Genomic DNA, 26,329 nt, shown 5'->3' with positions numbered 1-26,329 from the left:
CCATGCCTGCCCGGCACGGCCAGAAAGAAACGCGTTAGTATGGCACAAAAAAACCTGAATGGATAACCAGTGTTTTGGCGTAGAATGCCATACAGAGCGATGTAATACTGCAACGAACAGCGGTGTTTTTCGAGGCATCTCCTAAATGTAGGATCTGGGGGTATGCCATGATAGAATTTTGCGCTTAGACTTAAGTCAGAACATTTAACCGGAGACAGCAACATGGCCAGCAGAGGCGTAAACAAAGTAATTTTAGTCGGAAATCTGGGTCAGGACCCGGAAGTTCGCTACATGCCAAATGGCGGTGCCGTTGCCAACATTACTCTGGCCACCTCCGAAAGCTGGCGTGACAAGCAAACCGGTGAAACCAAAGAGAAGACTGAGTGGCACCGTGTTGTGCTGTTCGGAAAACTGGCCGAAGTGGCGGGTGAATACCTGCGTAAGGGTTCTCAGGTTTATATCGAAGGCGCACTGCAGACCCGTAAATGGACTGACCAGGCTGGCGTTGAGAAGTACACCACCGAAGTCGTGGTTAACGTTGGCGGCACCATGCAGATGCTGGGCGGTCGTGCTCAGGGCGGCGGCGCACCAGCAGGTGGCGGTCAGGGCGGCGGCAGCAACAACGGCTGGGGCCAGCCACAGCAGCCACAGGGCGGCGCACCGGGCGGCAACCAGTTCAGCGGCGGCGCGCAGCAGTCTCGCCCGCAGCAGGCACCACAGCAGAACAGTGCGCCTGCCAACAATGAACCCCCAATGGACTTTGACGACGACATTCCTTTCTAAATACGGAATGTATGTTGCTTAAAGCATAAAAAAAGAGGCCTGATGGCCTCTTTTTTTATGCACGCAATCAGCGCATTCGTCACATCCAGTGGGCGACGATGGCGGGATACTCACCGGTGGCGCGGGACAGATGCAGCCACTGGTCGACGTAAAGCTTCCAGCTGATATCGTCGGTCGGTAGCATGTAAGACTTCTCGCCATACTGCATCGGTTTATCAGGGTTCACCGCGCAAAGCGACGGGTGCGACTTCTTCTGATACAGCGCTTCAGATGCCTCGGTTATCATCACATCGGCCTTTTTGTCGACCAGTTGCTGGAAGATGCCGGCATTATCGTGAGAGAGCGTCAGCGTGCTTTTCGGTAAGAAAGCGTGGGCAAAAGCCTCGTTAGTGCCGCCTGCCGGCTCGATCAGGCGTACTGAGGGTTTGTTGATTTGCTCAATCGTTTGATACCTTTTCACATCCACGCAGCGTACCAGCGGGATTTTACCGTCAACGTCGATCTTCTCGGCAAAGAAAGCCTGCTGCTGACGCGCCAGCGTGACCGAAATTCCGCCCATCGCAATATCGCATTTGCCTGCCACCAGATCGGGCGTCAGAGTCTTCCAGGTCGATTTCACGATGTTCACCTTTACCCCCAGGCTTTTCGCCAGCGATTCAGCCATCGAGATATCAATCCCTTCATAGCTGCCATCGGGTTTCAGGAAGGTGTAAGGCTTGTAATCACCCGTAGTACAGACAGTTAACGTGCCCTGCTTTACCACTGTTTGCAGATGTGATTCTGCGCTGGCGCTCCCGGCGGCAACCAGCAATACCAAAGGTAATAATGTTTTCATTTTTTCCCTGTCTCAGAGGTTATTGGTTTCAACAATCGTGCCCACATGCGCGGTGTTTTTCTTTTTTCTTAACTGATAGCTCACGGTCAGCACCAGCAGCCAGACGGGGATCAGCCAGACGGAAATCGCGATGCCCGGCGTCATAAACATAATCACCAGAATACCGGCCAGGAACAGCAGGCACAGAATATTGGTCAGGGGATAGCCCAGGCTGGCGAAGCGGGTTTTCTGCCCGGCAACGCGCATGGCGCTGCGGAATTTCAGATGGGTGATACTGATCATCGCCCAGTTGATCACCAGCGCAGAAACCACCAGTGACATCAGCAGCTCGAAGGCTTTGCCCGGCATCAGGTAATTAAGCAGTACGCAAAGGGCGGTCACCAGCGCCGAAACGCTAAGGGCGTTGAAAGGAATACCGCGACGATTAATCTTTAATAATGACGCCGGAGCGTTACCCTGTTTCGCCAAACCAAACAGCATACGGCTGTTGCTGAACACGCAGCTGTTATAAACGGACAGCGCAGCAGACAGCACCACGGCATTCAGCAGCGTCGCGACCAGATTGCTGTCGAGTGCGTGGAAAATAAGAACGAACGGACTCCCGCCTTCGACCACTTTCTGCCACGGATAGAGTGACAGCAGCACCGCCAGCGCCCCCACATAGAACAGCAGGATGCGATAAATCACCTGATTGGTAGCCTTCGGAATACTTTTCTGAGGATCATCGGCTTCGGCGGCGGTAATGCCTATCAGCTCAAGCCCACCGAAAGAGAACATGATCACGGCCATCGCCATCACCAGCCCACTGATTCCGTTAGGGAAAAAACCGCCGTACTGCCACAGGTTAGCGACGCTGGCCTCAGGGCCGCCATGGCCGCTGGCAAGCAGCCAGGCGCCAAAGCCTATCATGCCGACAATCGCCACGACTTTGATGATGGAAAACCAGAACTCCACCTCACCGTAGATTTTCACGCTGGTCATGTTGATGAGGTTGATCGCAACAAAGAACACCCCGGCAGAAACCCAGGTCGGAATGTCCGGCCACCAGTACTGAACGTAAATCCCGACAGCGGTGAGCTCAGCCATACTGACCAGCACGTAAAGCACCCAGTAATTCCAGCCGGAGACGAAACCGGCAAAGCTGCCCCAGTAGGTGTTGGCAAAATGACTGAACGAGCCTGCAACCGGTTCGTGAACCACCATCTCGCCGAGCTGGCGCATAATAAAGAAGGCAATCATGCCGGCAATCGCATAGCCCAGCAGAACCGACGGGCCTGCCATTTTGATGGTTTGCGCAATACCGAGAAACAGCCCGGTACCGATTGCGCCACCCAAAGCAATCAGCTGAATATGGCGATTTTTCAATCCCCTGTGCAGCTGACCTTCTGACTGATTGTGATCCATGTATGCTCCCCAGCGTATTGATATTTGTTGCAGGGTAATTAGCAATTCCCGGGCCAGCGGCAGCGCTTATTAAGGAGCGATATTCTCAACACAATGAAAAATAAGACTAATTATTTTTACGCTCGACTCACAGGCTATGCATGCAACACGTCTTATGCACCGAAGATGTGCTCTTTAGGGGGTTTTTGTGCACGAGTTGAGCAGGGAGTGCGTCTTTAATGACGGATGTGAACCATAAAGGTGCAGGGTGATGTGTAGCTCTGCGCATTCTTACTGAATAACTCTTCTAAGAACGCGGTTTTTCCGTTAATTCAAATGACTTATCCCAAATTCTAAAATAGATAAGTAACCCATTTGTATTATTAATTAGCTGAACCTTTAACGGTAAGTCATTTTAACTTATCCAGACAGAAGCGTTTTCGTGTGAATAATAAAAAACGGATACATTCCTGCTTGATTTTCATTTTATTGAATGGATAATGCACGAAAATTACATTGTGTTACATGCCTTTAAAATGGACTTACATTAGCATGACTTTATTTTTGCGTTTCTTTCAGCAGGGATTTGCTACATCTTTACTTATGAGTGCTGCAATTACCGCTACACCCATCGCCTTCGCGGCAGCACTCCCTGATAACGATACCCGTACGGGCGCAACGCTGGATGCCCAGGAGCAACTGCGCCAGCAGGCGCGAGAGCGTGCACTCCAGCAGCAAAATGCGCCGGACAGTGATGTCCGTCTGGCACGCCCCGATGCGGTGACCCCTGACTATCCTGTCGACGAAAAACCCTGCTTCATGATCCACTCCCTGCGTCTGCAGGGCGATCTCGCACCCCGTTTTCAGTGGGCGCTGGACGCGGCTGAGGGGGCCAAAGGCCGTTGTCTGGGCGGGCAGGGCATTATGCTGGTGATCAACAAGGTGCAGAATGCCATCCTGGCAAAAGGCTTTGTCACCACCCGGGTGATGGCCCAGGAACAGGATTTGACCCAAGGTGTGCTGACATTGACGCTACAGCCCGGACGCATCGGTCGCGTGCAGTTTGAAGAGCCGGTCTCATGGCGTGCACGTATGTGGAATGCTGTACCGGCATCCTCAGGAGATGTGCTGAATCTGCGCGATATTGAGCAGGGGTTGGAAAACTTCCGGCGGGTGCCCAGCGCCACTGCCGATATCAGCATCCTGCCCGGTGAGCAGGATGGCACCAGCGACCTGCGGGTGAACTGGAAAGAGGGCCGCCCGGTTCGCCTCAGCCTGGGGCTGGACGACAGCGGTTCAAAAAGCACCGGGCGCTACCTCGGTTCCGCCACGCTGGCGGTGGATGCACCTTTTGCACAAAACGATCTGTTCTATGCCAACATCGGCAAAGATCTGTTTCAGCACGGCCCCTTTGGCAACCGCTCGCATACGCTGAACTACTCGGTGCCTGTGGGCTACTGGGGGCTGGCCGCCAACTACAACAATTACACCTACCACCAGAATATCGCCAACGCCAACGAGGTGTTGAGCTACAGCGGCAAGAGCGACAACGTACAGTTGACGCTCTCGCGCCTGCTGTTCCGCAATCAGTTGCATAAAACCACCCTCAATATGCGCCTCTGGCGCAGAAACTCCTCTAACGCAGTGGAGGACGTCGAGATCGAACAGCAGCGCCGCCGTACGGCGGGTTGGGAGTTGGGGCTGAATCAGCGCAGTTATCTTGGCAACGCCACGCTGGATGCCAACCTCAACTGGCGGCGTGGCACCGGCGCTTTCAATGCGCTGCGGGCACCCGAAGAGGATACCCAGAGCGGCAGCGCCCGTACCGGCATTGCCATGGCCGATATCAGCCTGAACCAACCCTTTACCCTGGGCAGCGAACCCTGGCGTTATGTCACCAGCGTACGCGGCCAGTGGAGCGCCAACCCGCTGACGCCACAGGATCGCATAGCAATTGCGGGGCGTTACTCGGTACGCGGTTTTGACGGTGAGCAGATCCTGTCGGGTGAGAAAGGGGTGATATGGCGTAATGAGCTGGCGTGGAATGTGCTGTCACGCGGCCATGAGCTGTACGCCGCGCTGGACTACGGTCGAGTTGACGGCCCCGGTACCCGTTATCTGGCCGGGCACCAGCTGGCAGGGAGCGCCATCGGCGTGCGCGGTGCTGTATTGAGCCACCTCAGCTACGACCTGTTTGCCGGGGTACCGCTGCAAAAACCCGAACAATTCCATACTTCAGGTGCGACGGCAGGTTTCAGCCTCAACCTGGACATTTAACGCGGCCATCCGCCCTCGCGGCGGCTGCACTATGACGTGAACGGACAGTGCTCTTTCAGGGACGACTTCTATGAACAAACATTGCTATCGCCTTATCTTCAGCCGCACTCACGGGGAGCTGCGCGTGGTGTCCGAACTGGCCCGCAGTTGCAGCAGTGACCCCGGCCAGAGCCGTGGCATCGGCGCGCCGCGTCTGTGGGTGACGGTACGTCGGGTGGTCTGGATGCTCGGCCTGTCACTGTTTGCCGCGCCGACGATCGCCGCCGGGATTGTTGCCGACGGCTCGGCACCTGCGGGCCAGCGCCCGCAGGTGATCGCCACGCAGAACGGACTGCCACAGGTGAACATCGCCGCGCCGAACCGCTCCGGGGTATCGCATAACCAGTACCGCCAGTTTGACGTTGATAAACGCGGGGCGATCCTCAATAACTCCGCGTCGATGACCTCGACCCAACTGGCGGGGATGATCCAGGGTAACCCGAATCTTAAGCTGAATTCAGCCCCGGCGCGGGTGATTCTTAACGAAGTGAACAGCAGCAACCCCAGCGAACTGCGCGGCTTCCTTGAAGTCGCAGGCGGGCGTGCACAGGTCATCGTCGCCAACCCGGCGGGGATCGTCTGCAATGGCTGCGGCACCATCAACGCCGGGCGCATGACGCTGACGACCGGTAAAACTCAGTTGAACGCCGATGGCAGCCTGGCGGGTTATCAGGTGGAGCGCGGCACCGTGCGTATTGAAGGCGGCGGGCTGAATGGCGATGCCCGGCATGATACGGAATACGTTGACGTGCTGGCGCGTGCAGTCGACGTGAATGCGGGCGTGTGGGCGAAACAGGGGCTCAACGTGGTCGCAGGCCGGAACCGCATCAGCGCAGACGCGAAAACGGTGAGTGCGCTGGCCACCGACGGCAAGGCGCCTGAACTGGCGATCGACATGGGACAGATGGGCGGCATGTACAGCGGTCATATTCGCATGATCGGGACGGAAGCGGGCGTCGGCGTGCGCAACCAGGGCGGGCACATTCAGGCTGAGAAAACGCTGACAGTGAGCAGCGAAGGTAAACTCACCTGGCAGTCTGGCAAACAGGAGGCGGTGACCGAAGCGGGCGGGGATATTCAGCTGGCGGCCCGGGACAGCATTGAACACCACGGCAAACTGCACAGCGGTGGCACGCTGTCCGTCGACAGCCGCGAAGGTGATGTGAAACAGTCCGGCACTCTGGCAGCGGCGGGCGACGTCACACTGAAAGCAAAACGCGGTATAACCAGCAGCGGCAACCTGCTGGCAGGCAGTGATGCGAACAGTGTCCTGACGCAGGATGCGGATCTTACGCTGACCAGCCAGGGCGATATCCAGGCCAGCGGCAAGCTGTTGAGCAAAAAGGACGTGAAGGTCAGCGGGCAACGGGTTGATCTCAGCCAGAGTACGCTGGCTGCCCGCCGTGCCGACATCCGTGCGCAGGCGGCAGGCGTAGCATTAAAAAATGCCAAAGTGGACAGCGCCGAGCTGATCGTTAACACCGCAGGGAGCGTTGCGGCGCAGCAGGCGCAGGTGAGCGCGGGCCGCTGGGACATTAACGCGGATAGTCTCTCCGTACAGCGTGGCATCTGGTCGCAGACCGGAGAAGGGGAAAGCCGTTTTGCCCTTTCTGGCCAGCTGGATAATACCGATGGCAGCATTGAAGCCCGGCAGTTGAGCCTGACCAGCGCTACGCTGACCAACCAGAATGGACGGCTGGTGGCACTCAATGATACGGCGCAGCACTGGCAGGTCAGCGGTTTGCTGGATAACACCCATGGCGCTCTGGGTAGCAACGGTAATCTGACGCTGGCGGTCGAGGGCGGCCTGGGCAACCGCGGTGGCCTGATCTTCAGCGACCAGCAGCTTGATCTGACGGTGAATAACGCGCTGGACAATCAGGGCGGCACGGTGAGGAGCAGCGACGATCAGCGCATTGTGGCCAACCACATTAATAACCGCCAGGGGCTGTTCAGCAGCGGCGCAGGGCTGGAACTGACCGCGCAGCAGCTGGATAACCCGGACGGCACGCTGATCAGCTATGGCAAGGGTGTGTACCATGTTGCCACGTTGAATAATCAGCAGGGCAAGCTTCATAGCGGCGATGCACTGGCGATTGAGGCCAATGAGGTCAACAACCAGGGCGGCCAGCTGGTTGCAACGCGGGCGCTGGACGTGCATACGACGCAGTTGAATAATCAGGATCAGGGAAAAATCAGCAGCCAGCAGGCGCTGACCGTACAGGCGGATCGGTTGAATAACCGTGACGGCGGGCTGCTGCTGGGCACCACGGACACCGATGTGACGGCCCGCACGCTGGATAACCGCGCCGGGAGTGTACAGAGTGCAGGAACGCTCACCCTTTCACTGCTGGAGACGCTGGATAACCGCCAGGGACGTGTTGTGGCGAATCAGGCGCTGACGATCCAGGGCGGCAATCCGGGCGCACGCAGTGCCGGAGTTCCCGCGCTCGATCTGATCAATCAGGGCGGCGTGGTGCAAAGCGGCGCAACATTAAGCGTTCAGACCCACACTCTCAACAACCAGGGCGGTACGCTGCTCAGCCAGCAGGATCTGAATCTCGCGGTCCGCCAGGATTACACTCACCGTGCGGGCGACACCCTCAGCAGCAACGGCACTGTTACGCTTTCCGTGGCGGGCGTGCTGACCAACCTGACGGATTGGTTACTGCCTGGCGGCCTGATCGTTAACAGCCAGGATTTCACGAATCAGGGATCGCTGGTCGGTAAAACGCTGCACCTGACGACCGGCCTGCTGCTTAACCGTGGGCGACTGGAAGCCGACAGCATGACGCTGAACGTGGATACGCTGGACAACCCGGCGACCCTGATCGGCGATAACATCACCGTGCGTGGCCGGGTGATCGACAACCACGGTAATGCTGCGGTAATCGCGGCGACCGACCGTCTGGATCTGCATAGCGGGGAACGCCTGACGAACCGCGATGGTGGCCTGCTCTACAGCAGCGGCAGCCTCTTCCTGGGCAGTGATGATCTGATTGAAAATCGCGCCAGCAGCATCGAAGCGGACGGTGATGTCACGGTGGAGGCCAAACGCCTGAACAACCTGCGCGAAGGATTGAATATCGCCCGTAATGCGGCCAGCAGTGACTACAGCTGGCATCGCTACAACTACTACTGGCGCTCATATGGTTCAGATGTGGGTCGCAACAAAAACACCATGACGCCAACCACCCAGCGGCTCACCTTTAAGGATGACGCGGCTGCTGCCAGCAATCGCTACGGCACCTTGCTGGCTATCGATGCCGGGTCCAAACGCGCCCAGGTGCGGGTGAAAAACAGTCAAGGGGTGATGACGAATCTGTGGGTCAACTACCTGGCCCTGAAGCCGAATGCGGATGGCAGCTATGCCATGACGTTCTATGAAACGCGTGGCTATCGCCAGAATACGGTGCCAACACCGTATCAAAACACCGTCTGGCGAGAACACGACCAGGGACGGCTGGAACAGTGGGATCCGAACAAACATCTTGATATTGCCGATGCACCGTACGTCAGCGATTACAACAACCTGCGTGAGCGTACGGTCACTGGCACGGTAACCCGTGACAAACTGGTGTCTGCGGGTGTCGGTGCGCATATTCTGGCGGGCGGCAATATGGTGCTGCGTGTGGCCGGGCAGCTGCTTAATGATGCCAGCACCCTCAGCGCGAACGGGGATCTGAATGTTGCAGGCGCGAAAAATATCGTCAATAAAGGCTATTCGGTTAACGAACGCCGCCAGGAACATATCGTCGACCACTACGATCGTGACACTAACCACTGGTATCCCACCTTCAATCGCGATGAGACCACCGCGCTGACCACCATTGATGCCATTATGACGGGCAATGGCTCGGTGACGATCCAGGGCGCCAGCATTGAGAACGTCACAGTCAATCAGGCGCAAATCAGCAGCGTGGCAGCGGCGGAGAAAGCAGCGCAAGCCGGGCGCGAAGAGTGGGAACGTAACCCGCTGACGGCCAACGAGGACGGCACCCAGCCGCTGACGCCGGGTGAACTGGCGCTGGCGAATCAACAGCAGCTCGATCGTGTGGCGACCTCCATTCCCAATAACGGCCTGTTCCGCCAGGATACGGCCAAAGGCAGCCCTTTCCTGGTGGTGACCGACGAGCGCTTTACCAGCCGCAGCAAGTTTATCAGCAGTGATTACCTGCTCGACCGGGTGGGATACGATCCGGCGCTGGTGATCAAGCGCCTGGGCGATGGCTTCTACGAGCAGCGTCTGGTCCGTGAGCAGATGCTGGCGCTGACCGGACGGCCGTCGGAGAAGGGAGACGATGCCATGGCGCAGTATCAGAACCTGATGAACAACGGCAGCAAAGTGGCACAGGACTTCCACCTGGTGCCTGGCGTGGCGCTGACGCCAGCACAGATAGCCGCGTTACAACAGGACATCGTCTGGCTGGTGAGTGAAACGGTCGATAGCGCAGAAGGCCCGCAGACGGTCTGGGTGCCTAAAGTCTATCTGGCCAACAATACCGTGCGCCTGTCCGGTGACGGGGCGCTGATCGCCGGTGGCAACCTGCAACTCTCGGCTAACAGCCTCAGCAATGCCGGGAACCTGGTGGCTGACCAGGCGCTGAAGATTGATGCCGACCAGTTCCTGCACCAGGGCGGCGATATTCGTGCTGACAGTATTAACGTACAGGCCACTCACCTGACCTTAAGCACCAACCTTCAGGATGCCCTGCGCCAGGCCTCAATGAGTGCCAGTGACATCAGCCTGAGCGGCACCGATGTGAAGCTACAAGGGGCGAAGCTGGATGCCACGCAGAACCTCAGCCTGAGTGCGCAAAACAGCCTGGAGATTGGCGCGGCCCGCAGCAGCCACACCGCCAGTCTTGAGGTGATTTCCGGGGCGATGGGCAACCGGACGCGCGCCGGTATGGAAGACGCCGGCTCGCGTAAGGCACAGGTGAGCGGTGAATGGCAGCAGGCGCTGGGCAGTTCACTGAATGCCGGGGGCAACCTCAACCTGAATGCCGGGCAGGACTTGACTCTGCAGGGCAGTCAGGTGAAAGCGGGCGGCACCACCCAGCTGCAGGCGGGCGGTGAGATAAAACTGCTGGCAGAAACGACCACCAACACCACACATCTGACTGCCGACAGCAGAACTTCGTCAGTCAGTAACACCCGTCAGGAAGATCGTCTGTTGCTCAGTACCCTGAGCGGTGATCAGGGCGTGACGCTGGTGGCCGGTAAAAACCTGCGGGTGGAAGGCGCGCAGGTGGACAGCGAGAAAGGCAGCATCGGCGTGAGCGCGCAGGACGTGATCATCAAAGAAGCGCGCCAGGTTGTCATCGACCAGGACAGCGAAAAGAAACGCGAGGGTAAAACCAAAAGCCAGCGTGAGATGGAGACGGTGCGCGACAGCGGCATCGGCAGCACCTTCAGCGGCGAGAAAGGCGTAACGGTGATCGCCCGTGAAAATGATATTACGCTGACGGGCAGTACCCTGCACAGCGAGGATGGCGCGATTGCGCTGCAGGCGAAACGGGACGTGGTGATTAACAGCGCCACCGATCGCGAATCGCAGTTCTCCGAAGAGCGCAGCGAGAAAAAAGGCTTCCTGTCAAAAAGCAGCAGCCACACGGTAAAAGACGATCGCTCCACCCTTGAACAGGGCTCGCTGCTCAGCGGGGAAAGCGTCAGCATCACTGCCGGACGCGACCTGGCGGTAGTGGGATCGGCCATCGCTGCTGATAATGATGTCACCCTCGCCGCGGGCAACAATGTGGATATCGTCGCGGCCACCGAGACACAGTCGCATTATCTGCTGGAAGAGAAGAAAAAGAGCGGCCTGATGAGCAGCGGCGGCATCGGCTTTACCGTCGGAAGCCAGTCAACACGTCATCAGATAGATGAGAACGGCACCACGCAGAGCCAGAGCGTCAGCACCGTGGGCAGCAGCCAGGGCAATGTCAGCATCACCGCAGGCAACCGGGCGCATATCGGCGGTGCCGATGTGGTGGCGGGCAAAGATATTGCCATCACTGGTGACAGCGTGCAGATAGATCCGGGCTACGATAAACGCACCAGTACCGAAACCTTCGAATCGAAGCAGAGCGGCTTTACCCTGGCCCTCTCCGGGGCGGTGGGCAGCGCGCTGAATACCGCCGTCAGCACCGCGCAGCAGGCAAGGAAAGAGGGCGACGGACGCCTGCAGGCACTCCAGGGAACGAAAGCGGTGCTGTCCGGGGTGCAGGGGGCGCAGGCCTGGGATCATGACAATGCTGTAACGGAAGCGGCCGATGCAAAAAATGCAGCAAATGGCGTGGAGAAAGGCGCCGATGGGGCAGAAAAAGGCGCCACCAATACGGTGGGGGTGAATCTCTCTTATGGCAGCCAGTCGTCAAAGAGTGAGACGACCATCAAAAGCAGCCAGTCGCAGGGTAGCACCCTGAACGCCGGGAAAAACCTGTCGATCACCGCCACTGGCAAAGGTAAAGGGCCTGACAGCGGCGATATCAACATTGCAGGTAGCCAGCTTAAGGCGGGTAAAGATCTGTCGCTGGACGCCAGTCGCGATATCCATCTGGTGTCGGCGCAGAATACCGAAAGTACCGACGGTAAAAACAGCAGTAAGGGCGGCAGCGTTGGCATCGGGATCGGAGTGGGCTCTGGCGGCTGGGGCATCAGCGTATCGGCGAGCGTCAATGCCGGTAAAGGCCATGAGAAAGGGAAGGGCCTGACGCATAGTGAAACCACCCTGGACGCGGGCAGCGTGGTCAGCCTGAACAGCGGGCGCGACACCACGCTGAAAGGCGCACAGGTCAGCGGTGAAACCGTGACCGCTGATGTCGGACGTAACCTGACGCTTGCCTCGCAGCAGGACAGTGACAGCTACGATGCAAAGCAGCAGAATGTCAGCGTGGGTGGGAGCTTCACCTTTGGATCCATGACCGGATCGGTGAATATCAACGCCAACCGCGACAAGATGAACAGTGATTTTGACTCGGTGAAGGAGCAGACGGGGCTGTTCGCAGGTAGCGGCGGCTATGCTATTAAAGTAGGTGAGCACACGCAGCTGGACGGGGCGGTGATCGCCTCAACGGCCACGGCGGATAAAAACAGCCTTGATACCGGGACGCTGGGTTGGTCAGATATTCATAATCAGGCTGATTACAAAACCGAGCATCAGAGCGTGGGCTTTAACAGCGGTGGACCAATAGGGGCCAACCTTTTAAGCAACGTCAGCGCCCTGCCGATATCCGGTTCGGGTAGTGAAGGGCACGCGGAGGGGACCACCAAAGCGGCGGTCAGCGAAGGCAGCATCACCGTGCGTGATACGGCGAAGCAGCAGCAGGACGTCAGCACCCTGAACCGCGATACGGAGCACGCCAACGACGGCAGCATTACCCCGATCTTTAACAAAGAGAAAGAGCAGAAGCGGCTACAGCAGGCGCAGCTGGTGAGCGATATCGCCGGGCAGGCGCTGGATATCTACAACACCCACGAGGCGACCAAAGCCACGCGCGAGGCCACGGCGGCACTGGGCGATAAATCGCGTCAGGCCGGGCTTGAGGAGCGGGCGAAAAAGGCGCTTTCGGAGGAGAAAAGAGTCAATCCGAAGGTGGATGACGGGCCGCAGGCGGTAGCCGGAAAAGCCTGGCAGCTGGCCTATGACGATGCGCTGGCGGCAAATGGCGCGCAGATGGGGGGCAGCGTGAGCACGGGCGTGAATGCGGTGGTGAGTGCGCTGCAGGGCCTGGCGGGAGGTGACATCAGGGCCGCGCTGGCGCAGGGTGCGGCGCCGTATCTTGCGGGGGTGGTCAAGACCCTGACGACGCAGGATAAGCAGTACAGCGAACTGAGCGCGGCGGAGAAAGCGAATAATGCGCTGGCGCATGCGCTGCTGGGCGGAGTGGTTGCAGAGCTGAGCGGCGGCAACGCGGCGGCGGGAGCGGCGGGAGCGGCCACGGGAGAGCTTGCGGCGCCGGCGATAGCGCTGGCGCTGTACGGTACGGCGGACAGCAGTAAGCTGACGTCGCAGCAGAAGGAAAACCTGAGCGCGCTGGCGACGCTGGCGTCAGGGATAGCGTCCGGTGTGAGCAGCGACAGCACGGCGGGAGCGGTGACGGGCGGGCTGGCGGGTAAGAATGCGGTGGAGAATAACTTCCTGAGCAGTAAGCAGATAGATGCATGGTCGGCTGAAATGAAAACCTGTCAGGCTGGCGGCGGTGACTGCGGCGGGATTATTAAGAAATATGAAGAACTGAGCACCGCCCAGCAGAAGCAGCTAATCAGCGACTGTGCAAGCAGTCCGACCACCTGCCAGCAGAAATATGGTGATGTGCTGGCCGACAGCGTGGCAGTGAAACAGGCAATAGATCGTGCTCTTGGTGAAGATATTCCGATCAAGATGGTCTACGATCTGACGGCGACCTTTGCGCATCAGATGCAGGCGGAAGGCGTTGTTGCTACAAATAAAGTCTCTGAGGCACTCCAGAAAGAATATGGTCTGGATGAAGTTCAGGCGGGTATTGTTGCGAGTGCAGCGGCTTCGGCATTTGGGGGAATTAGTAAGGCTGGTAAGCCTAATTATACCTTAAATAAAGATGGCGCTATGCTCGGCATAAATGGCCCAACTGTTCCAAGTAAAACATTGTGGATGGGTAAAGGGAAAGAGAGAATTGATGTTGAGAACCCTGCGCCAGGAAAAAGAGCAGGCCAAATACATTACCAGGATAATAGTAATAAAAAGTACTATTATGATCCTGTTACACAAACATTCCCTGAAGCACCTAAAAATGTGAATGATAAATTGAAAGATCCTGCCTTCAAGAGCGCTGTAGATAAAGGTATGACTAAATACCTGGGAGAGAAATAAGATGATAACTAACTATCTTATGCGTCCTCAGCTTGAATCAGTTTGCTGGGATGATGTAGAAAACCTCCACCTTCCTTATGAGTTGAATGAGGTTGTTGAGCAAGATTTTATTGAGTTATCTGGTTGTTTTTTATCTAGAAAACTACTCTCTTATTGTAACCCTGTTACTCCTGATATTTTCGAAGATGAAATTTCCTTCGAATGTTTTGTGAATTCTATCCATATAGAAGACTATGTAAATGAAAAATATTTTCAATATTCAATTGTTTTTTGTAACTCAATAATAAAGAAATGGAATAGTAATCATCTAGATTATTTAAATGTCATTATATCGCTAGATGATGAAACATTATTGCCAACAATAAAATTTCATTTAAAAAGAAAAGATGTCTCATGGCTGGATGAAGATAAACTTGATTCAAGTATTCAAGCTGTCCTAATAACTACGCATGGAATTAATAGGAATACATTATAAAATATTCTGATTAAACAAATCCCAACCCTCACGGTTGGGATTTTACTTTATACTCAGCCAGTTACACCTTAGCTGTCCGCTTCTGCGGCCCCGAAATCACCTGAATAAACTCGGCGATCTGCTGCTGCTTGCGGGCAGACAGCTTTTTACAGGTCTGGCGCAGGGTGGTGAAGACTTCCGATTCCTCCGGCTCACGGTAGCCAGTCGCAGAGCCTGGACGGGAAGAACGAGAGCCACGGTGCGTCGGTCGGCGTCGGGATAAACTTTGGTCAGGGTGCCAACGGGCTGTCGCTCAACGCCAGCGTCAATAAGGGGCGCGGCAGCGAGACGGGCAACGGGGCCACGCACAGTGAAACCACGGTGAACGCGGGTAACAACCTGAGCATCACCAGCGGGCGGGACGCCACGCTGCACGGTGCCCAGGTGAGCGGCGAGAAGGTGGGGGTTAACCCACCAAAGCAGCAGTGAAAAACCGCTGTATCGCCAAAGTAAACATACGAAGGAAATTCAGAGAAGGACAAAAATCAGTTATTCTCCGACTCCGCTTCCTCGCCTTCTTTCTCTTCCCCGCCGCCCGAAATAAAGTCAGACAGCTTCATCTCACCCAGCTCATTCATTTTTTTCTTCGCCTCTTCTAATGGCTGCGCAGCGTTTAGTTCCGCCACTTTTGCATCGGCCAGATCCGTTGCCTGTTTACGGGTTTCATCCCACTGCGTTTGTGCCGATTCCACCAGGCTGCTTGTGCGTTTGTCGGCTTCTTCTTTAATATTTTCTTTGGTTGCATCATCACAGGCTGAAATTAAGGTGATTATGGTGGTTAATGCGAGAATGCCAAATTTGTTCATAGAAATAACCCTTATTAAACCGACGTCGCTTGCGACGGAGAAAAAACAGTAATGGCATGTGCCTTGATGGCAAACCGGGCAGGCGTCTGCCCAATCAGTTCACCGTCGGCGTTAATATCATGAGGACGCCGCGTACTCAGCGTCATGGCGGTGGTGGATAGCGTACGCACTTTACGCCAGCGCCCGTGTGTGCCGCGCCGCAGCGCGGGCAGCAGGGCGATCATCTCCCACCAGTGCGCCACTTCCAGGCTGTAAACATCCAGGCGACCATCGTCGGGTGCCGCACTCTGTTCCACCGTCATGCCGCCGCCGTAAAAGCGGCCGTTACCCACGGAAACCTGCACGGTTTTGACCTTCTCGGTGATGCCGTCATGCTCCAGCGTGGCGCTGAACGGGCGGCTCTGTTTCAGCAGTTTAAAGGCCGCCAGCGCGTAGCCAAAAGTCCCCCAGCGCTTCTTCGATTCAGCGGTCAAATGGTGGGCCAGCGTGGCGGAAAACCCGATGCTGGAGACGTTAAAAAACAAATGTCCGTTCACTTCACCCAGGTCGATAGGGCGCTGGTGCCCGGCGGCGATCACCTTCACGGCCTGAGCCAAATCGTTCGTGATGCCGATGGTGCGGGCGAAATCATTGGCGGTGCCGAGTGGCAACACACCCAGCGGCAGGCCGCTGCGCATCAGCCCTTTCGCGGCAGCGTTCAGGCTGCCATCGCCCCCACCAACGATCACCAAATCGATGCGGTCAGCGTAGTCGAGGATGATCTCGCTGCTGTCGCGACGGTCGCTGGCTTCAGGTTCAACCACCTGAATTCCCTCTGCGCTGAGCAGGGATAACACCTGCTGTTTATTGGCTTTGCCATTCCGGGAATGTTCATTAATCAGTAACAATGCGATCGGCTTTCCCTGAATATTATCATTATCATGGTTCATCATTATTTCTCAGGTCGTCAGAGCACAATTTCTGGAGGGTCGATGGAATCACAGCTGATTACGATGAGGCAACTCACATTTCTTAAGTTTACATTTATACATAAATAATGACGGCGCTCGTGAAATAAAACATAAAACTGCGGGGGAAATAGCCGGAGATTGATGGCTGTAATAAAAGTGTCATATTCATTTTCTGTTTTAGCGGGTTATTTTGTTCTCCGTTGCTCTCTTCTGACCGCTTCTAATCATCAACGTTGATGAAATGCGGGCCTGTAATAACTTTTTCTTATGGCTGTTCGTCGTGGTTTTGCGCTTCCGTTCAGTGTTTTCGCTGCCTGGCGCCTTATTGGCCTCATTACCCTGTGTTTTGCAGGTCATAAGTTTTTTGTTGTACAGCGCAAAGCCAATGATATAGTCGCTGAGACACAACATCATCTCTCTGATTACCCTAACAATAACAACATCAGGGTCAGACCATTACGCACAAGGAATTCGTCATGACAGCTTTTCACTCTCTGGAGTCGTTTCTCACCTCCGTTCAGCAGCGCGATCCGCACCAGCCTGAATACCTGCAAGCCGTACGCGAAGTATTCACCTCACTGTGGCCATTCCTGGAGCGTAACCCGCAATATCAGGAACAGAGCCTGCTGGAACGCCTGGTGGAACCGGAACGTGTGATCCAGTTCCGCGTGGCCTGGACGGATGACAAAGGTCAGGTACAGGTGAATCGCGCATGGCGCGTGCAGTTCAGTTCATCGATTGGCCCGTATAAAGGCGGGATGCGTTTCCATCCGTCAGTCAACCTGTCGATCCTGAAATTCCTCGGGTTTGAGCAGACGTTTAAAAATGCGCTGACCACGTTGCCGATGGGCGGCGGGAAAGGCGGCTCTGACTTCAATCCGAAAGGGAAAAGCAACGCGGAAGTGATGCGTTTCTGCCAGGCGCTGATGACCGAACTGTATCGTCACCTTGGTCCGGATACCGATGTGCCTGCGGGCGATATCGGCGTGGGTGGCCGTGAAGTGGCCTTTATGTCCGGGATGATGAAGAAGCTGTCGAACAACACGGCCTGCGTGTTTACCGGTAAAGGTCTGTCGTTTGGCGGCAGCCTGATCCGCCCGGAAGCCACCGGCTACGGTCTGGTGTACTTCACCGATGCGATGTTAAAACGTCATGGTCTGGGCTTTGAAGGCAGCACGGTCTCGGTATCCGGTGCGGGCAACGTGGCGCAGTACGCCATTGAAAAAGCGATGGAGCTGGGCGCTCGCGTGCTGACGGCGTCTGACTCTCGCGGCACGGTAGTGGATGAAGCCGGGTTTACCCCTGAGAAGCTGGCTCATCTGGCTGAAATCAAAAACGTGCGTTACGGCAGCGTGGAAGACTATGCGCGCGAACGTCAGCTGGTTTACCTCGCCGGGCAGCAGCCGTGGAGCGTACCGGTAGATATCGCCTTACCTTGTGCTACACAGAACGAGCTGGATCTGCCTGCGGCGCGTCAGCTGATTGCTAATGGTGTGAAAGCCGTGGCCGAAGGCGCCAATATGCCGACCACGATCCAGGCGACCGATGCGTTCCTGGATGCGGGTGTGTTGTTTGCCCCAGGGAAAGCGGCGAATGCCGGCGGTGTGGCAACTTCCGGTCTGGAGATGGCACAGAACGCAGCGCGTCTGAGCTGGAAAGCCGAGAAGGTGGACATTCGTCTGCAACATATCATGCTGGATATCCATCACGCCTGCGTCGAGCACGGCGGGGAAGGGAAGCAGACCCACTACGTGCACGGCGCGAATATCGCCGGGTTTGTAAAAGTGGCCGATGCGATGCTGGCACAGGGCGTGTTGTAACGTCCCGTCCCTGGTAGGGGGTGACCATTTTTCGGTCGCCCCGAATCCTGCACCTGCATAACCCTTATGCCATTACCGTCTGTTCCCGCCGTTGCTTCACCCGCCAGACCCACGCCAGCAAAATAAACCACAGCGGCATCGCGCACAGCGCCATCAGCGTATCGCGGTCAAACACCATGACCACCAGTGAAAACAGAAAGAACAGCAGCGTGATCCAGCTCATCAGAACCCCGGCAGGCATCTTAAACGTCGACTGCTGGTGCAGCTCCGGGCGGCGTTTGCGGTACACCAGATACGCCACCAGAATCATCCCCCAGGTATAAATCACCAGTATCGCTGCCAGCGTGGACACCACGGTGAACAGCGTCATCACGTTGGGCACCAGGAACAGCAGCAGCGTACCGCTTAACATACAGAAGCAGGAGAACATCAGGCTGCGAACCGGAATGCGGGTGGTGCGCGACAGAATGCGGAACTGCCAGTGGGCGTGCTGCTCCACCGACAGGCCGTACAGCATACGTGTGCTGGAATAGACGCCGCTGTTGGCGGATGACATCGCCGACGTCAGCGCCACAAAGTTAATCACGGCCGCGGCGGCAGGCAGCCCGGCTTTAGCAAACAGCGTAACGAACGGGCTGGTATCCGGTGAGATATGCTGCCAGGAGGTGACGGCGATGATCACCACCATCGACAGCACATAGAAGATAATAATGCGCAGCGGGATTGCCCGGATGGCTTTCGGCAACACCTTTTCCGGCGATTTGGTTTCGGCACTCATGGTGCCCAACAGCTCAATGCCGGTATAAGAGAAAATCGCGATCTGAAAACCGGCAAAGAAGCCCACGATTCCGTGCGGCATAAACACCGCCGGGTCGCTGAGATTATGCAGTGAGGCGGTGACGCCATCCGGCGATGTCCAGCCGCTGCCAATCATCCAGATGCCGGTAACAATCAGCGCGATAATGGCGATCACCTTAATAATCGCAAACCAGAACTCGGCCTCGCCAAACATTTTCACCGACAGCAAATTAAACAGACACAGCAGCCCCAGGGTCAACAGCGCCGGGATCCACGGCGACAGCTCGGGCAGCCAGAACTGCATATACCCGCCGCACACCACCACGTCGGCAATGCAGGTCACCACCCAGCTGAGCCAGTAAGACCAGCCAAGAAAGAAGCTGGCCTTCGGGCCGAGGTAGTCGGAAACAAAATCGGCAAATGAACGGTAATCCAGCCGGGTGAGCAGCAGCTCACCCATCGCACGCATCACCATATACATAAAGAAGCCCACCACCACATAGGTGATCAGGATCGAGGTGCCGGAGACCGCGATGGTTTTGCCTGCCCCCATAAACAACCCGGTGCCAATTGCGCCGCCCAGCGAGATCAGCTGGATATGGCGCGAACTGAGGCCGCGATGCAGGTTTTGCTGTGTATCCATTTGGTCAGACATCGCATCCTCTCAACATTGATGAGTCGCAGGCAAAACCATCCCTTCCCTATAGTATTATCAGGGAGTTACGTTCTGATGGATTCGGAAAGTGGTCCACATGCTCGCGCTGCGTTGTAACAAAGTCAACACATCAAAGTCCGTAATTATTCACTTTTTGATCACATTCAAGTTTTTGAAAAACAGGGGAAAAGTTTTCTATATGCATAAATAGTGCATATTAATTGCATAAAATAATTTTTCCTATTAGCCAGAAAAAAACTAACTATTTATTCATCAAAGGGCGTGAGGAAGGGGCGTAAAAAATTCTTCGTTGTGGACAAAATCGTTTTGCGCGCTTTTTATAAAGATAAAGGGCGGACATCCCAGCATGACAGAATTTCACCCTCTCATGCTGGCCCAGACTCGGCCCCCTCAGGTACAATCCTCGCTGCTAAAAAAATGAGCTATGGAGAGGCAGTCATAACATGCAACACACTCTGATCCTGCAACAACTGGGCGATCCGGTCGGCCCGGACAATCTGATCACCGACAGTTATCAAAAAGCGTATTACTGCAAAGGCTTCCGCGTGGGCCAGGGTGATGCGCTGGCCGTTGTGCTGCCGGAAACGCTGCTGCAACTGTGGCAGGTGCTCAAGGTGTGCCAGCAAAATGACATCATTATCCTGATGCAGGCCTCTAACACCGGGGTGACCGGTGGCTCCACGCCGCACGGTGATGACTATGACCGCCCGGTGGTGATTGTCAGCACCCGCAAAATCAAGGGTGTGCAGGTAATTGATAACGCACAGCAGATTATCGCGTTCCCCGGCAGCACGCTGACCGAGCTGGAAACCAGCCTGAAACCGTGGAACAAAGAACCGCATTCCGTGATCGGTTCCTCCTGTATCGGCGCATCGGTGGTCGGTGGCATCTGTAATAACTCTGGGGGATCGCTGTTACAACGCGGCCCGGCGTTTACCGAAAAATCCCTGTTTGCGCAGATTAGCGACGACGGGCAGCTGCATCTGATCAACCATCTGGGCATCGAGCTGGGGAAGACCCCGGAAGAGATGATCACCCGACTGGAAGCAGGCGAGTACACCACCGGCACAGCCCCGGACTGGGAAGGAAAAATCTGGGCCGATGACTACGCGGCGGTGATCAAAGATGTGGATGCCACCACCCCGACGCGTTTTAACGGTAATCCGCACTATCTGCATGACAGCGCGGGCTGCGCCGGAAAAGTGATCGTCTTTGCCGTGCGCCTTGCCACCTTCGACGCTACCCCGCAGGAAGACACCTTCTATATTGGCACCAACGATGAGCAGGTGCTGCTCGACCTGCGTCGCTATCTGATTGAAAATCTTGAGACGCTGCCGATTCAGGCGGAGTATATCCACCGCAACGCTTTCCGGCTGACCCTGCGCTATGCGCGTCATATGTTCCTGTCGATTAAGCGCCTCGGGCCCGCAGCGCTGCCGGGGCTGATGGCAAAAAAAGCACGCTGGGATGCGCGGCTGAGAAAACTCCGGCTACTGCCGCATAACACCCTCGATCGGCTGATCCAGTGGGGTAACCGCATCACGCCTTCTACCGTGGCACCGCGTCTGCTCTCGTATCATCGCCGCTATGAACATCATCTGATGATAAAACTGGCCCATGATGAAGTTGCGTCGATGAGTCGCCTGCTGACTGCATTCTTCGCCACGCGCAATGGGGAATGGTTCCACTGTACTGAAGAGGAACAGAAGGATGCCTTCCTGGTGCGTTTTGGCGTGGGGGCCTGCACGGTGTTCTACTGCGACTATGCTGGCATCAATACCGACGACAGGCTGATTGCCTTTGATGTGGCGTTGCGCCGTAATGACGATCAGTGGCTGATCCGCCTGCCGCCAGAGTTGCAGGCGCAGGTACTGGAAGACTCCTGCTGTGGCCACTTCTTCTGTCTGGTCAATCACCAGGACTACATTCTGAAACCTGGCGTCGATGGCGCGCAGTTTAAAGCGGCGGTGCTGGCGTATCTGGATCAGCGCGGGGCAAAATACCCGGCCGAGCACAATATTGGCCATCTCTACCACGCCTCCGACGAGCATCAGCATCACTTCCATCAGCTCGACCCGACCAACACCTGCAACCCGGGTATTGGCAAAACAAGTAAGAAGAAGCACTGGGCATGACAATGCTGCACTCAGCCTGCCTGTGTGGCAGGCTGAGTGCAAACGTATCACTGCGATAAACAGTTACTAAAAAAGCAGGCAAAGTGTGGGGGAAGACGCTGGCTTAGCCGGATAAATTCAATACAATCACTGGCGCCCTGTCGGCGTACAGGTGGCAGAAATGAATAGCGGTGTTATCCGGGATGGTTTGCATGAAAAAGTGGTTGCTGATGCTGGTGGTGTCTTTCGTTGCTTTTCAGGCAGCGGCGGCAGCGCATAACGACGATCCCCAGAGCACCAGCCTGGCCTTTTACAGCTGGTATCTGGCGGCGCTGAACAAAGAAGAAAGCCCGATTGATGAACACGACCCGTTATTAAATGAGTATGTTACTGAGCGGCTGCTGAAAAAAATCAATCTGCTGATCAAAAGCCCGGACGGTATGGACGATGATTATTTCCTCCAGGATCAAGACTACAGCGACAGCTGGGTCAACAATGTCAGCGTCAGCCGATTTACGCTAAACGGTAACCGGGCTTCCGGCGATGTCACCCTCGGGCGTGACCCTGCTGACCAGCAGCATCTGCTGGTCACGCTGGTGCAGGATCACGATGGTTGGAAGATTGATGACGTTGAACAGGAAGCCCCTTCTGTCCGCTGATCCCACTCAGTGCAGGCGCATAAACTGCTCGCTGAGGCTCTCCATTAGCCCATAGCGGCGACGATACTCCGCACGTTTTTTACTGGGGATCTCTTCCATCGTTTTCTGGCTGAATGCCAGCGGCAGTTGCCAGAGGCGACGGCAAAGCGGCGTGCCATCCAGTGACTGCCAGAACTCATCATAACTGGCGACAAACACGGCCTTCTTTTTAAAGCGATAACGCAGGCTGCGATACGTATGGCCGCGATCGCTGACGGCCTGAATGGCGCTGATACCCATGCCCCGTGCCAGCAGTGATACCCCTTCCAGCAGGACACGTTTCGGGAATAGCCCATAACAGGATTTGGTTGCTGAGCGGATCAGCGTATGGGGCGTATCGCTGTGTGCGCCCTGTATTCCCCCGATCAACAGCACCGGCAGGCTGTCACGTTCAACGATGACGAACGTCAGTATCGCCAGCAGCGTCCCATCGCCATGCAGCATCATATTCACTTCACCCTCACGCTCGCAGCGGCCATTACAGGTCAGCGTGAGCTGAAAATGCTCGCCCTCTTTGCCACTGAAGCTGGCCAGTGTGGTGGGGTGTGATGAGAGCATGGCATGGCGTAATGCCTGGGAAGGGAGCTGTTGCACAAAACGGTAGTGCTGGCTCAGTACCTGCACCCGCTGGCCCGCAGACAGACCGAGGTGCAGATAAGGCCGGTGGATCTTATTGGGCAAGGTCGGCTGCAGATGCAGCGCATCCTGCATCACGGGCAGGGTGGCAATCTGCTGCATGTGCTGGAGAGTGGCCAGAGGAAAGGCCAGTGAGCGCAGTAAAAATTTGGTCCGCCAGGCGGTACTGTGCCAGATCGGGCCTGGGAGCATTCTGCCGTTAAGCAGGTGCTGGAACAGCGATAACCCGTTCTCCGGGCGCGTAAGCGTCAACGTTTCTGACATGATGTGTTATCCGACCTGGTGTAAGAAAAACGTATTCAACCACGGCGATAATCAATGGTGAGTCAATGCCTGAGGGAAGCTTCTGGTAATAATGCGGCCGTTTGGCTGGCGTTTAATCTTCAGGATTTGTAAGCATGCGTGGCATCAACCGCTAAAGGCGGCGTAGACTGGCTCGCGTACTCTGACGCTCTCTAATCAACAAGGAATAAGTCTGATGAAATTGTTCTATACCCCAGGTGCCTGCTCGCTCTCCCCGCATATCGCGCTCGAAGAAGTTGGGGCAACGTTCACGCTGGAAAAGGTTGATCTTAAAACGAAAAAAACCGAAACCGGCGCTGACTTCACGACCATTAACAGCAAAGGCTACATTCCTGCACTGCTGCTGGATGATGGCAGCCTGCTGACAGAAGGTACGGTGATTGCGCAGTATGTGGCCGACCTGAAACCGGAAGCAGGCCTGATCCCGGCGGCGGGCACCGCGGAACGTTACAAAGTGCTTGAGTGGCTGAGCTTTATCTCAACGGAACTGCATAAGCCAATGGGTGCGTTGTTTAACCCGGCCCAGACCCCTGACTGGAAGCAGGCGACCGTGGCGACACTCAATAAACGCCTCGATTGGCTCTCTTCCGCACTGGCCGGGAAAACCTGGCTCCAGGGTGAGCAGTTCACCGTGGCAGATGGTTATCTGTTTACCGTGCTGGGCTGGAGCAAAGTGGTTGGCTTCTCGCTCGACAGCTGGCCTGAATTGCAGGCGTTTGCAGGCCGCGTGGCAGCACGCCCTGCAGTACAGCGAGCGCTGAAAGCCGAAGGCTTGATCTAAGGCGTCTGGATCGCTGCGGGTAAAGATCGTAAGCTGACACCCTCATCATTTTCTTAATGGAGTCGGCTGTGGAAGGGGTTCCTGAGCAGTTCAGCTATGAGCAGGATCGGGCCAGCTTCCGTCATCTTTCCGGGCAGCAGGGCGTTGAACTGTATCGCGCCCATATTACCCGCTACGCGTTTGAACCTCACACGCATGAAGCGTTCGGCATCGGGACTATCGATCGGGGTGCCGAGCGTTTCCGTTATCGCGGGGTACAGCATGTAGCGCCCGTCGACTCGCTGGTATTGATGAATCCCGATGAGTTACACACGGGGGAATCCGCCACGGAGGGCGGCTGGCAATACCGCATGATCTATATTGAACCTAAGCGTCTTGCTGCCTTAACCGGAGAAACGGGCTGGTGGTTTGAGCAGGCGGTCTGCCATGATCCGCAGCGCGCAGCACAGCTCTCAAGGTTGCTGGAAAACCTGTGGCAGGCCGACGATCCGCTGGCGACGGATGGCCTGCTGCTCACGCTGTGCGATCTGCTACGTCCTCATGCCCGCATTGCCCGGCCCTTAGCGGCTGAACCCCGCCACCGTTTCGATCAGGTACGCGACTATCTGCGTGCCCATTTCAACGAACGTATCACCCTGGACACACTGGCGGCGCTGGTGTCTCTCAGCCCTTACCATTTCCAGCGGCAGTTCAAAGCACACTATCATGTTACCCCGCATCAGATGCTGATGGCGTTCCGGTTGTACCAGGCCAGCCAACTGCTGAGGGCCGGGCTGCCTGCGGCAGAGGTGGCCGCGGCTGTGGGGCTGACCGACCAGGCGCATCTGACGCGCAGTTTTGCCGGGCGCTATGGCATCACGCCGTCGCGCTATCAGAAACAGGTACGTGCCGCGTTGCGCTGACCGCAATTTGCTACAATCTCCCGACCTCCCTTTTTCCCATAATGGTGTTTTCTCTGTCCGGAGTGGACGATGTTAACGGGTATTTTATTTGCACTGAGCGCCGGGTTGATGTGGGGGCTGATTTTTGTCGGGCCGCTATTGGTGCCTGACTATCCTGGCACCCTGCAGTCGATGGGCCGCTATCTGGCCTTTGGGCTGATTGCGCTGCCTCTGGCCTGGCAGGATCGCCATCGTCTGGCGGCGCTGACCCGCCATGACTGGCGGGAGGCTTTCAAACTGACGCTGGTCGGCAACCTGCTCTATTACGTTTGTCTGGCAACAGCGATCCAGCGTACTGGCGCACCGATATCGACCATGATTATCGGTACGTTGCCAGTGGTGATCTCGGTCAGTGCCAATCTGTTTTACGGCCGCGATGAAGGGCATCTGCGCTGGGGTAAGTTATTTCCGGCCCTGTTATTGATCGTCGTCGGGCTGGTGTGCGTGAATGTGGCGGAACTGACGGGCGCCACGCATCCGGTCGACGTGTGGCGCTATCTGAGTGGGATGGCGCTGGCCTTTACTGCGGTGGTGTGCTGGACATGGTATCCGCTGCGCAATGCCCGCTGGTTACGCCAGCATGCGATTCGTCCTGCCACCTGGGCCACTGCGCAGGGGCTGGTGACGTTGCCGCTGGCGCTGGTCGGGTATTTGCTGGTCATGGGGCAACTGCATTTTAGCGATGTTTCGTTTGCCCTCCCGTTTGGCCCGCGGCCGGCGGTCTTTATTGCGCTGATGTTGGCGATTGCGCTGTTCTGTTCCTGGCTGGGGACGCTGTGCTGGAATGAAGCCAGCCAGAGATTACCCACGGTCTTAGTGGGTCCGTTGATCGTGTTTGAGATACTCGCCGGGTTGGCTTACACCTTCCTGTTACGGCAGTCATGGCCGCCACTGCTGACGCTATGCGGCATCTTGTGCCTGATGGTCGGGGTAATCAGTGCTATGCGTATCAAGCCAGAAGCGGTAGTAAAGCCATTGAATATTCGCGGATAAAAATGCGCGCAGCCTGACTGACCGCGGCGATGTTCAGTCAGGCGCCGTTCAGGGCCCCGGCTGGCCCGACAGTCCGTGATTTCATCGCAATAATGTGATCAAAATCACCTTTTCACTCACATCCTCCC

General features: G+C 56.3%; 16 protein-coding genes and 1 pseudogene. 11 read left to right on the top strand and 6 right to left on the bottom strand.

The annotated features are described in order from the left end of the window. Nucleotides 1-222 precede the first annotated feature (222 nt). Nucleotides 223-783, top strand: a complete 561-nt coding sequence (gene ssb1, locus FY046_RS18930) for a single-stranded DNA-binding protein SSB1 (protein ID WP_133846976.1) — start codon at nucleotides 223-225, stop codon at nucleotides 781-783. 79 nt (nucleotides 784-862) lie between these two features. On the opposite strand, the gene FY046_RS18925 is transcribed toward ssb1, so the two are convergent. Together FY046_RS18925 and FY046_RS18920 are read right to left on the bottom strand one after the other, a co-directional pair. After that, complete coding sequence (locus FY046_RS18925; protein ID WP_133846977.1) at nucleotides 863-1,618, bottom strand: transporter substrate-binding domain-containing protein; 756 nt, start codon at nucleotides 1,616-1,618, stop codon at nucleotides 863-865. 12 nt (nucleotides 1,619-1,630) lie between these two features. After that, nucleotides 1,631-3,022, bottom strand: coding sequence for an amino acid permease (locus tag FY046_RS18920; RefSeq protein WP_159336745.1), 1,392 nt, complete (start codon nucleotides 3,020-3,022; stop codon nucleotides 1,631-1,633). Nucleotides 3,023-3,604: 582 nt separating this feature from the next. Between FY046_RS18920 and FY046_RS18915 the strand changes: the two genes are divergently transcribed. From FY046_RS18915 to FY046_RS18900, 4 genes and pseudogenes are all read left to right on the top strand, one after another. Further along, on the top strand, nucleotides 3,605-5,278 hold the full coding sequence (locus tag FY046_RS18915; protein WP_446186374.1) for a ShlB/FhaC/HecB family hemolysin secretion/activation protein: 1,674 nt from the start codon (nucleotides 3,605-3,607) through the stop codon (nucleotides 5,276-5,278). A gap of 70 nt (nucleotides 5,279-5,348) precedes the next feature. Beyond that, a complete protein-coding gene (locus FY046_RS18910) occupies nucleotides 5,349-14,171 on the top strand; it encodes a hemagglutinin repeat-containing protein (RefSeq protein WP_446186373.1) in 8,823 nt (2,940 codons plus the stop codon). Between the two features lies 1 nt (nucleotide 14,172). Beyond that, the gene (locus tag FY046_RS18905; protein WP_446186372.1) at nucleotides 14,173-14,646 is read left to right on the top strand and encodes a hypothetical protein; all 474 of its coding nucleotides are present in this window, start codon (nucleotides 14,173-14,175) and stop codon (nucleotides 14,644-14,646) included. Nucleotides 14,647-14,859: 213 nt separating this feature from the next. Further along, a pseudogene (locus FY046_RS18900) lies at nucleotides 14,860-15,096 on the top strand (hemagglutinin repeat-containing protein); the annotation flags it as partial. A 74-nt stretch (nucleotides 15,097-15,170) separates the two neighbouring features. Here FY046_RS18900 and FY046_RS18895 read toward each other — a convergent pair. Together FY046_RS18895 and FY046_RS18890 are read right to left on the bottom strand one after the other, a co-directional pair. After that, nucleotides 15,171-15,491 carry a hypothetical protein gene (locus FY046_RS18895; protein WP_446186371.1) on the bottom strand — a complete coding sequence of 107 codons (321 nt, stop codon included), beginning with the start codon at nucleotides 15,489-15,491 and terminating at the stop codon, nucleotides 15,171-15,173. 14 nt (nucleotides 15,492-15,505) lie between these two features. Further along, nucleotides 15,506-16,420 (bottom strand): lipid kinase, encoded by a 915-nt coding sequence (locus FY046_RS18890; protein ID WP_133842754.1) that lies wholly within the window; start codon nucleotides 16,418-16,420, stop codon nucleotides 15,506-15,508. Between the two features lie 497 nt (nucleotides 16,421-16,917). Here FY046_RS18890 and gdhA point away from each other — a divergent pair, with 497 nt between their 5' ends. Beyond that, complete coding sequence (gene gdhA, locus FY046_RS18885) at nucleotides 16,918-18,261, top strand: NADP-specific glutamate dehydrogenase (protein ID WP_133842670.1); 1,344 nt, start codon at nucleotides 16,918-16,920, stop codon at nucleotides 18,259-18,261. Nucleotides 18,262-18,325: 64 nt separating this feature from the next. Here gdhA and FY046_RS18880 read toward each other — a convergent pair whose 3' ends face one another. Next, nucleotides 18,326-19,714: an amino acid permease gene (locus FY046_RS18880; protein ID WP_446186370.1), complete on the bottom strand. Its 1,389-nt coding sequence runs from the start codon at nucleotides 19,712-19,714 to the stop codon at nucleotides 18,326-18,328. Between the two features lie 464 nt (nucleotides 19,715-20,178). Here FY046_RS18880 and dld point away from each other — a divergent pair, with 464 nt between their 5' ends. Both dld and FY046_RS18870 read left to right on the top strand, forming a co-directional pair. Then, entirely contained in the window at nucleotides 20,179-21,870 is a 1,692-nt protein-coding gene (gene dld, locus FY046_RS18875; RefSeq protein ID WP_133842666.1) for a D-lactate dehydrogenase, read from the top strand. Between the two features lie 191 nt (nucleotides 21,871-22,061). Then, on the top strand, nucleotides 22,062-22,508 hold the full coding sequence (locus tag FY046_RS18870; RefSeq protein ID WP_446186369.1) for a DUF3828 domain-containing protein: 447 nt from the start codon (nucleotides 22,062-22,064) through the stop codon (nucleotides 22,506-22,508). 6 nt (nucleotides 22,509-22,514) lie between these two features. Here the strand turns inward: FY046_RS18870 and FY046_RS18865 are convergent, their stop codons facing one another. Further along, on the bottom strand, nucleotides 22,515-23,447 hold the full coding sequence (locus FY046_RS18865; RefSeq protein ID WP_133842662.1) for a VirK/YbjX family protein: 933 nt from the start codon (nucleotides 23,445-23,447) through the stop codon (nucleotides 22,515-22,517). A 214-nt stretch (nucleotides 23,448-23,661) separates the two neighbouring features. Here FY046_RS18865 and gstA point away from each other — a divergent pair, with 214 nt between their 5' ends. The 3 genes from gstA (at nucleotide 23,662) to FY046_RS18850 (ending at nucleotide 26,201) form a co-directional block, all read left to right on the top strand. Beyond that, nucleotides 23,662-24,267, top strand: a complete 606-nt coding sequence (gene gstA / locus FY046_RS18860) for a glutathione transferase GstA (protein ID WP_133842660.1) — start codon at nucleotides 23,662-23,664, stop codon at nucleotides 24,265-24,267. Nucleotides 24,268-24,335: 68 nt separating this feature from the next. Beyond that, complete coding sequence (locus FY046_RS18855; RefSeq protein ID WP_446186368.1) at nucleotides 24,336-25,169, top strand: AraC family ligand binding domain-containing protein; 834 nt, start codon at nucleotides 24,336-24,338, stop codon at nucleotides 25,167-25,169. 69 nt (nucleotides 25,170-25,238) lie between these two features. After that, the gene (locus FY046_RS18850; protein ID WP_446186367.1) at nucleotides 25,239-26,201 is read left to right on the top strand and encodes a DMT family transporter; all 963 of its coding nucleotides are present in this window, start codon (nucleotides 25,239-25,241) and stop codon (nucleotides 26,199-26,201) included. Nucleotides 26,202-26,329: the final 128 nt, after the last annotated feature.

The organism is Erwinia sp. 1181_3, from assembly GCF_052824965.1.
The sequence above is the reverse complement of the archived record's forward strand: the minus strand, read 5'-3'. Positions and strand labels throughout refer to the sequence as shown.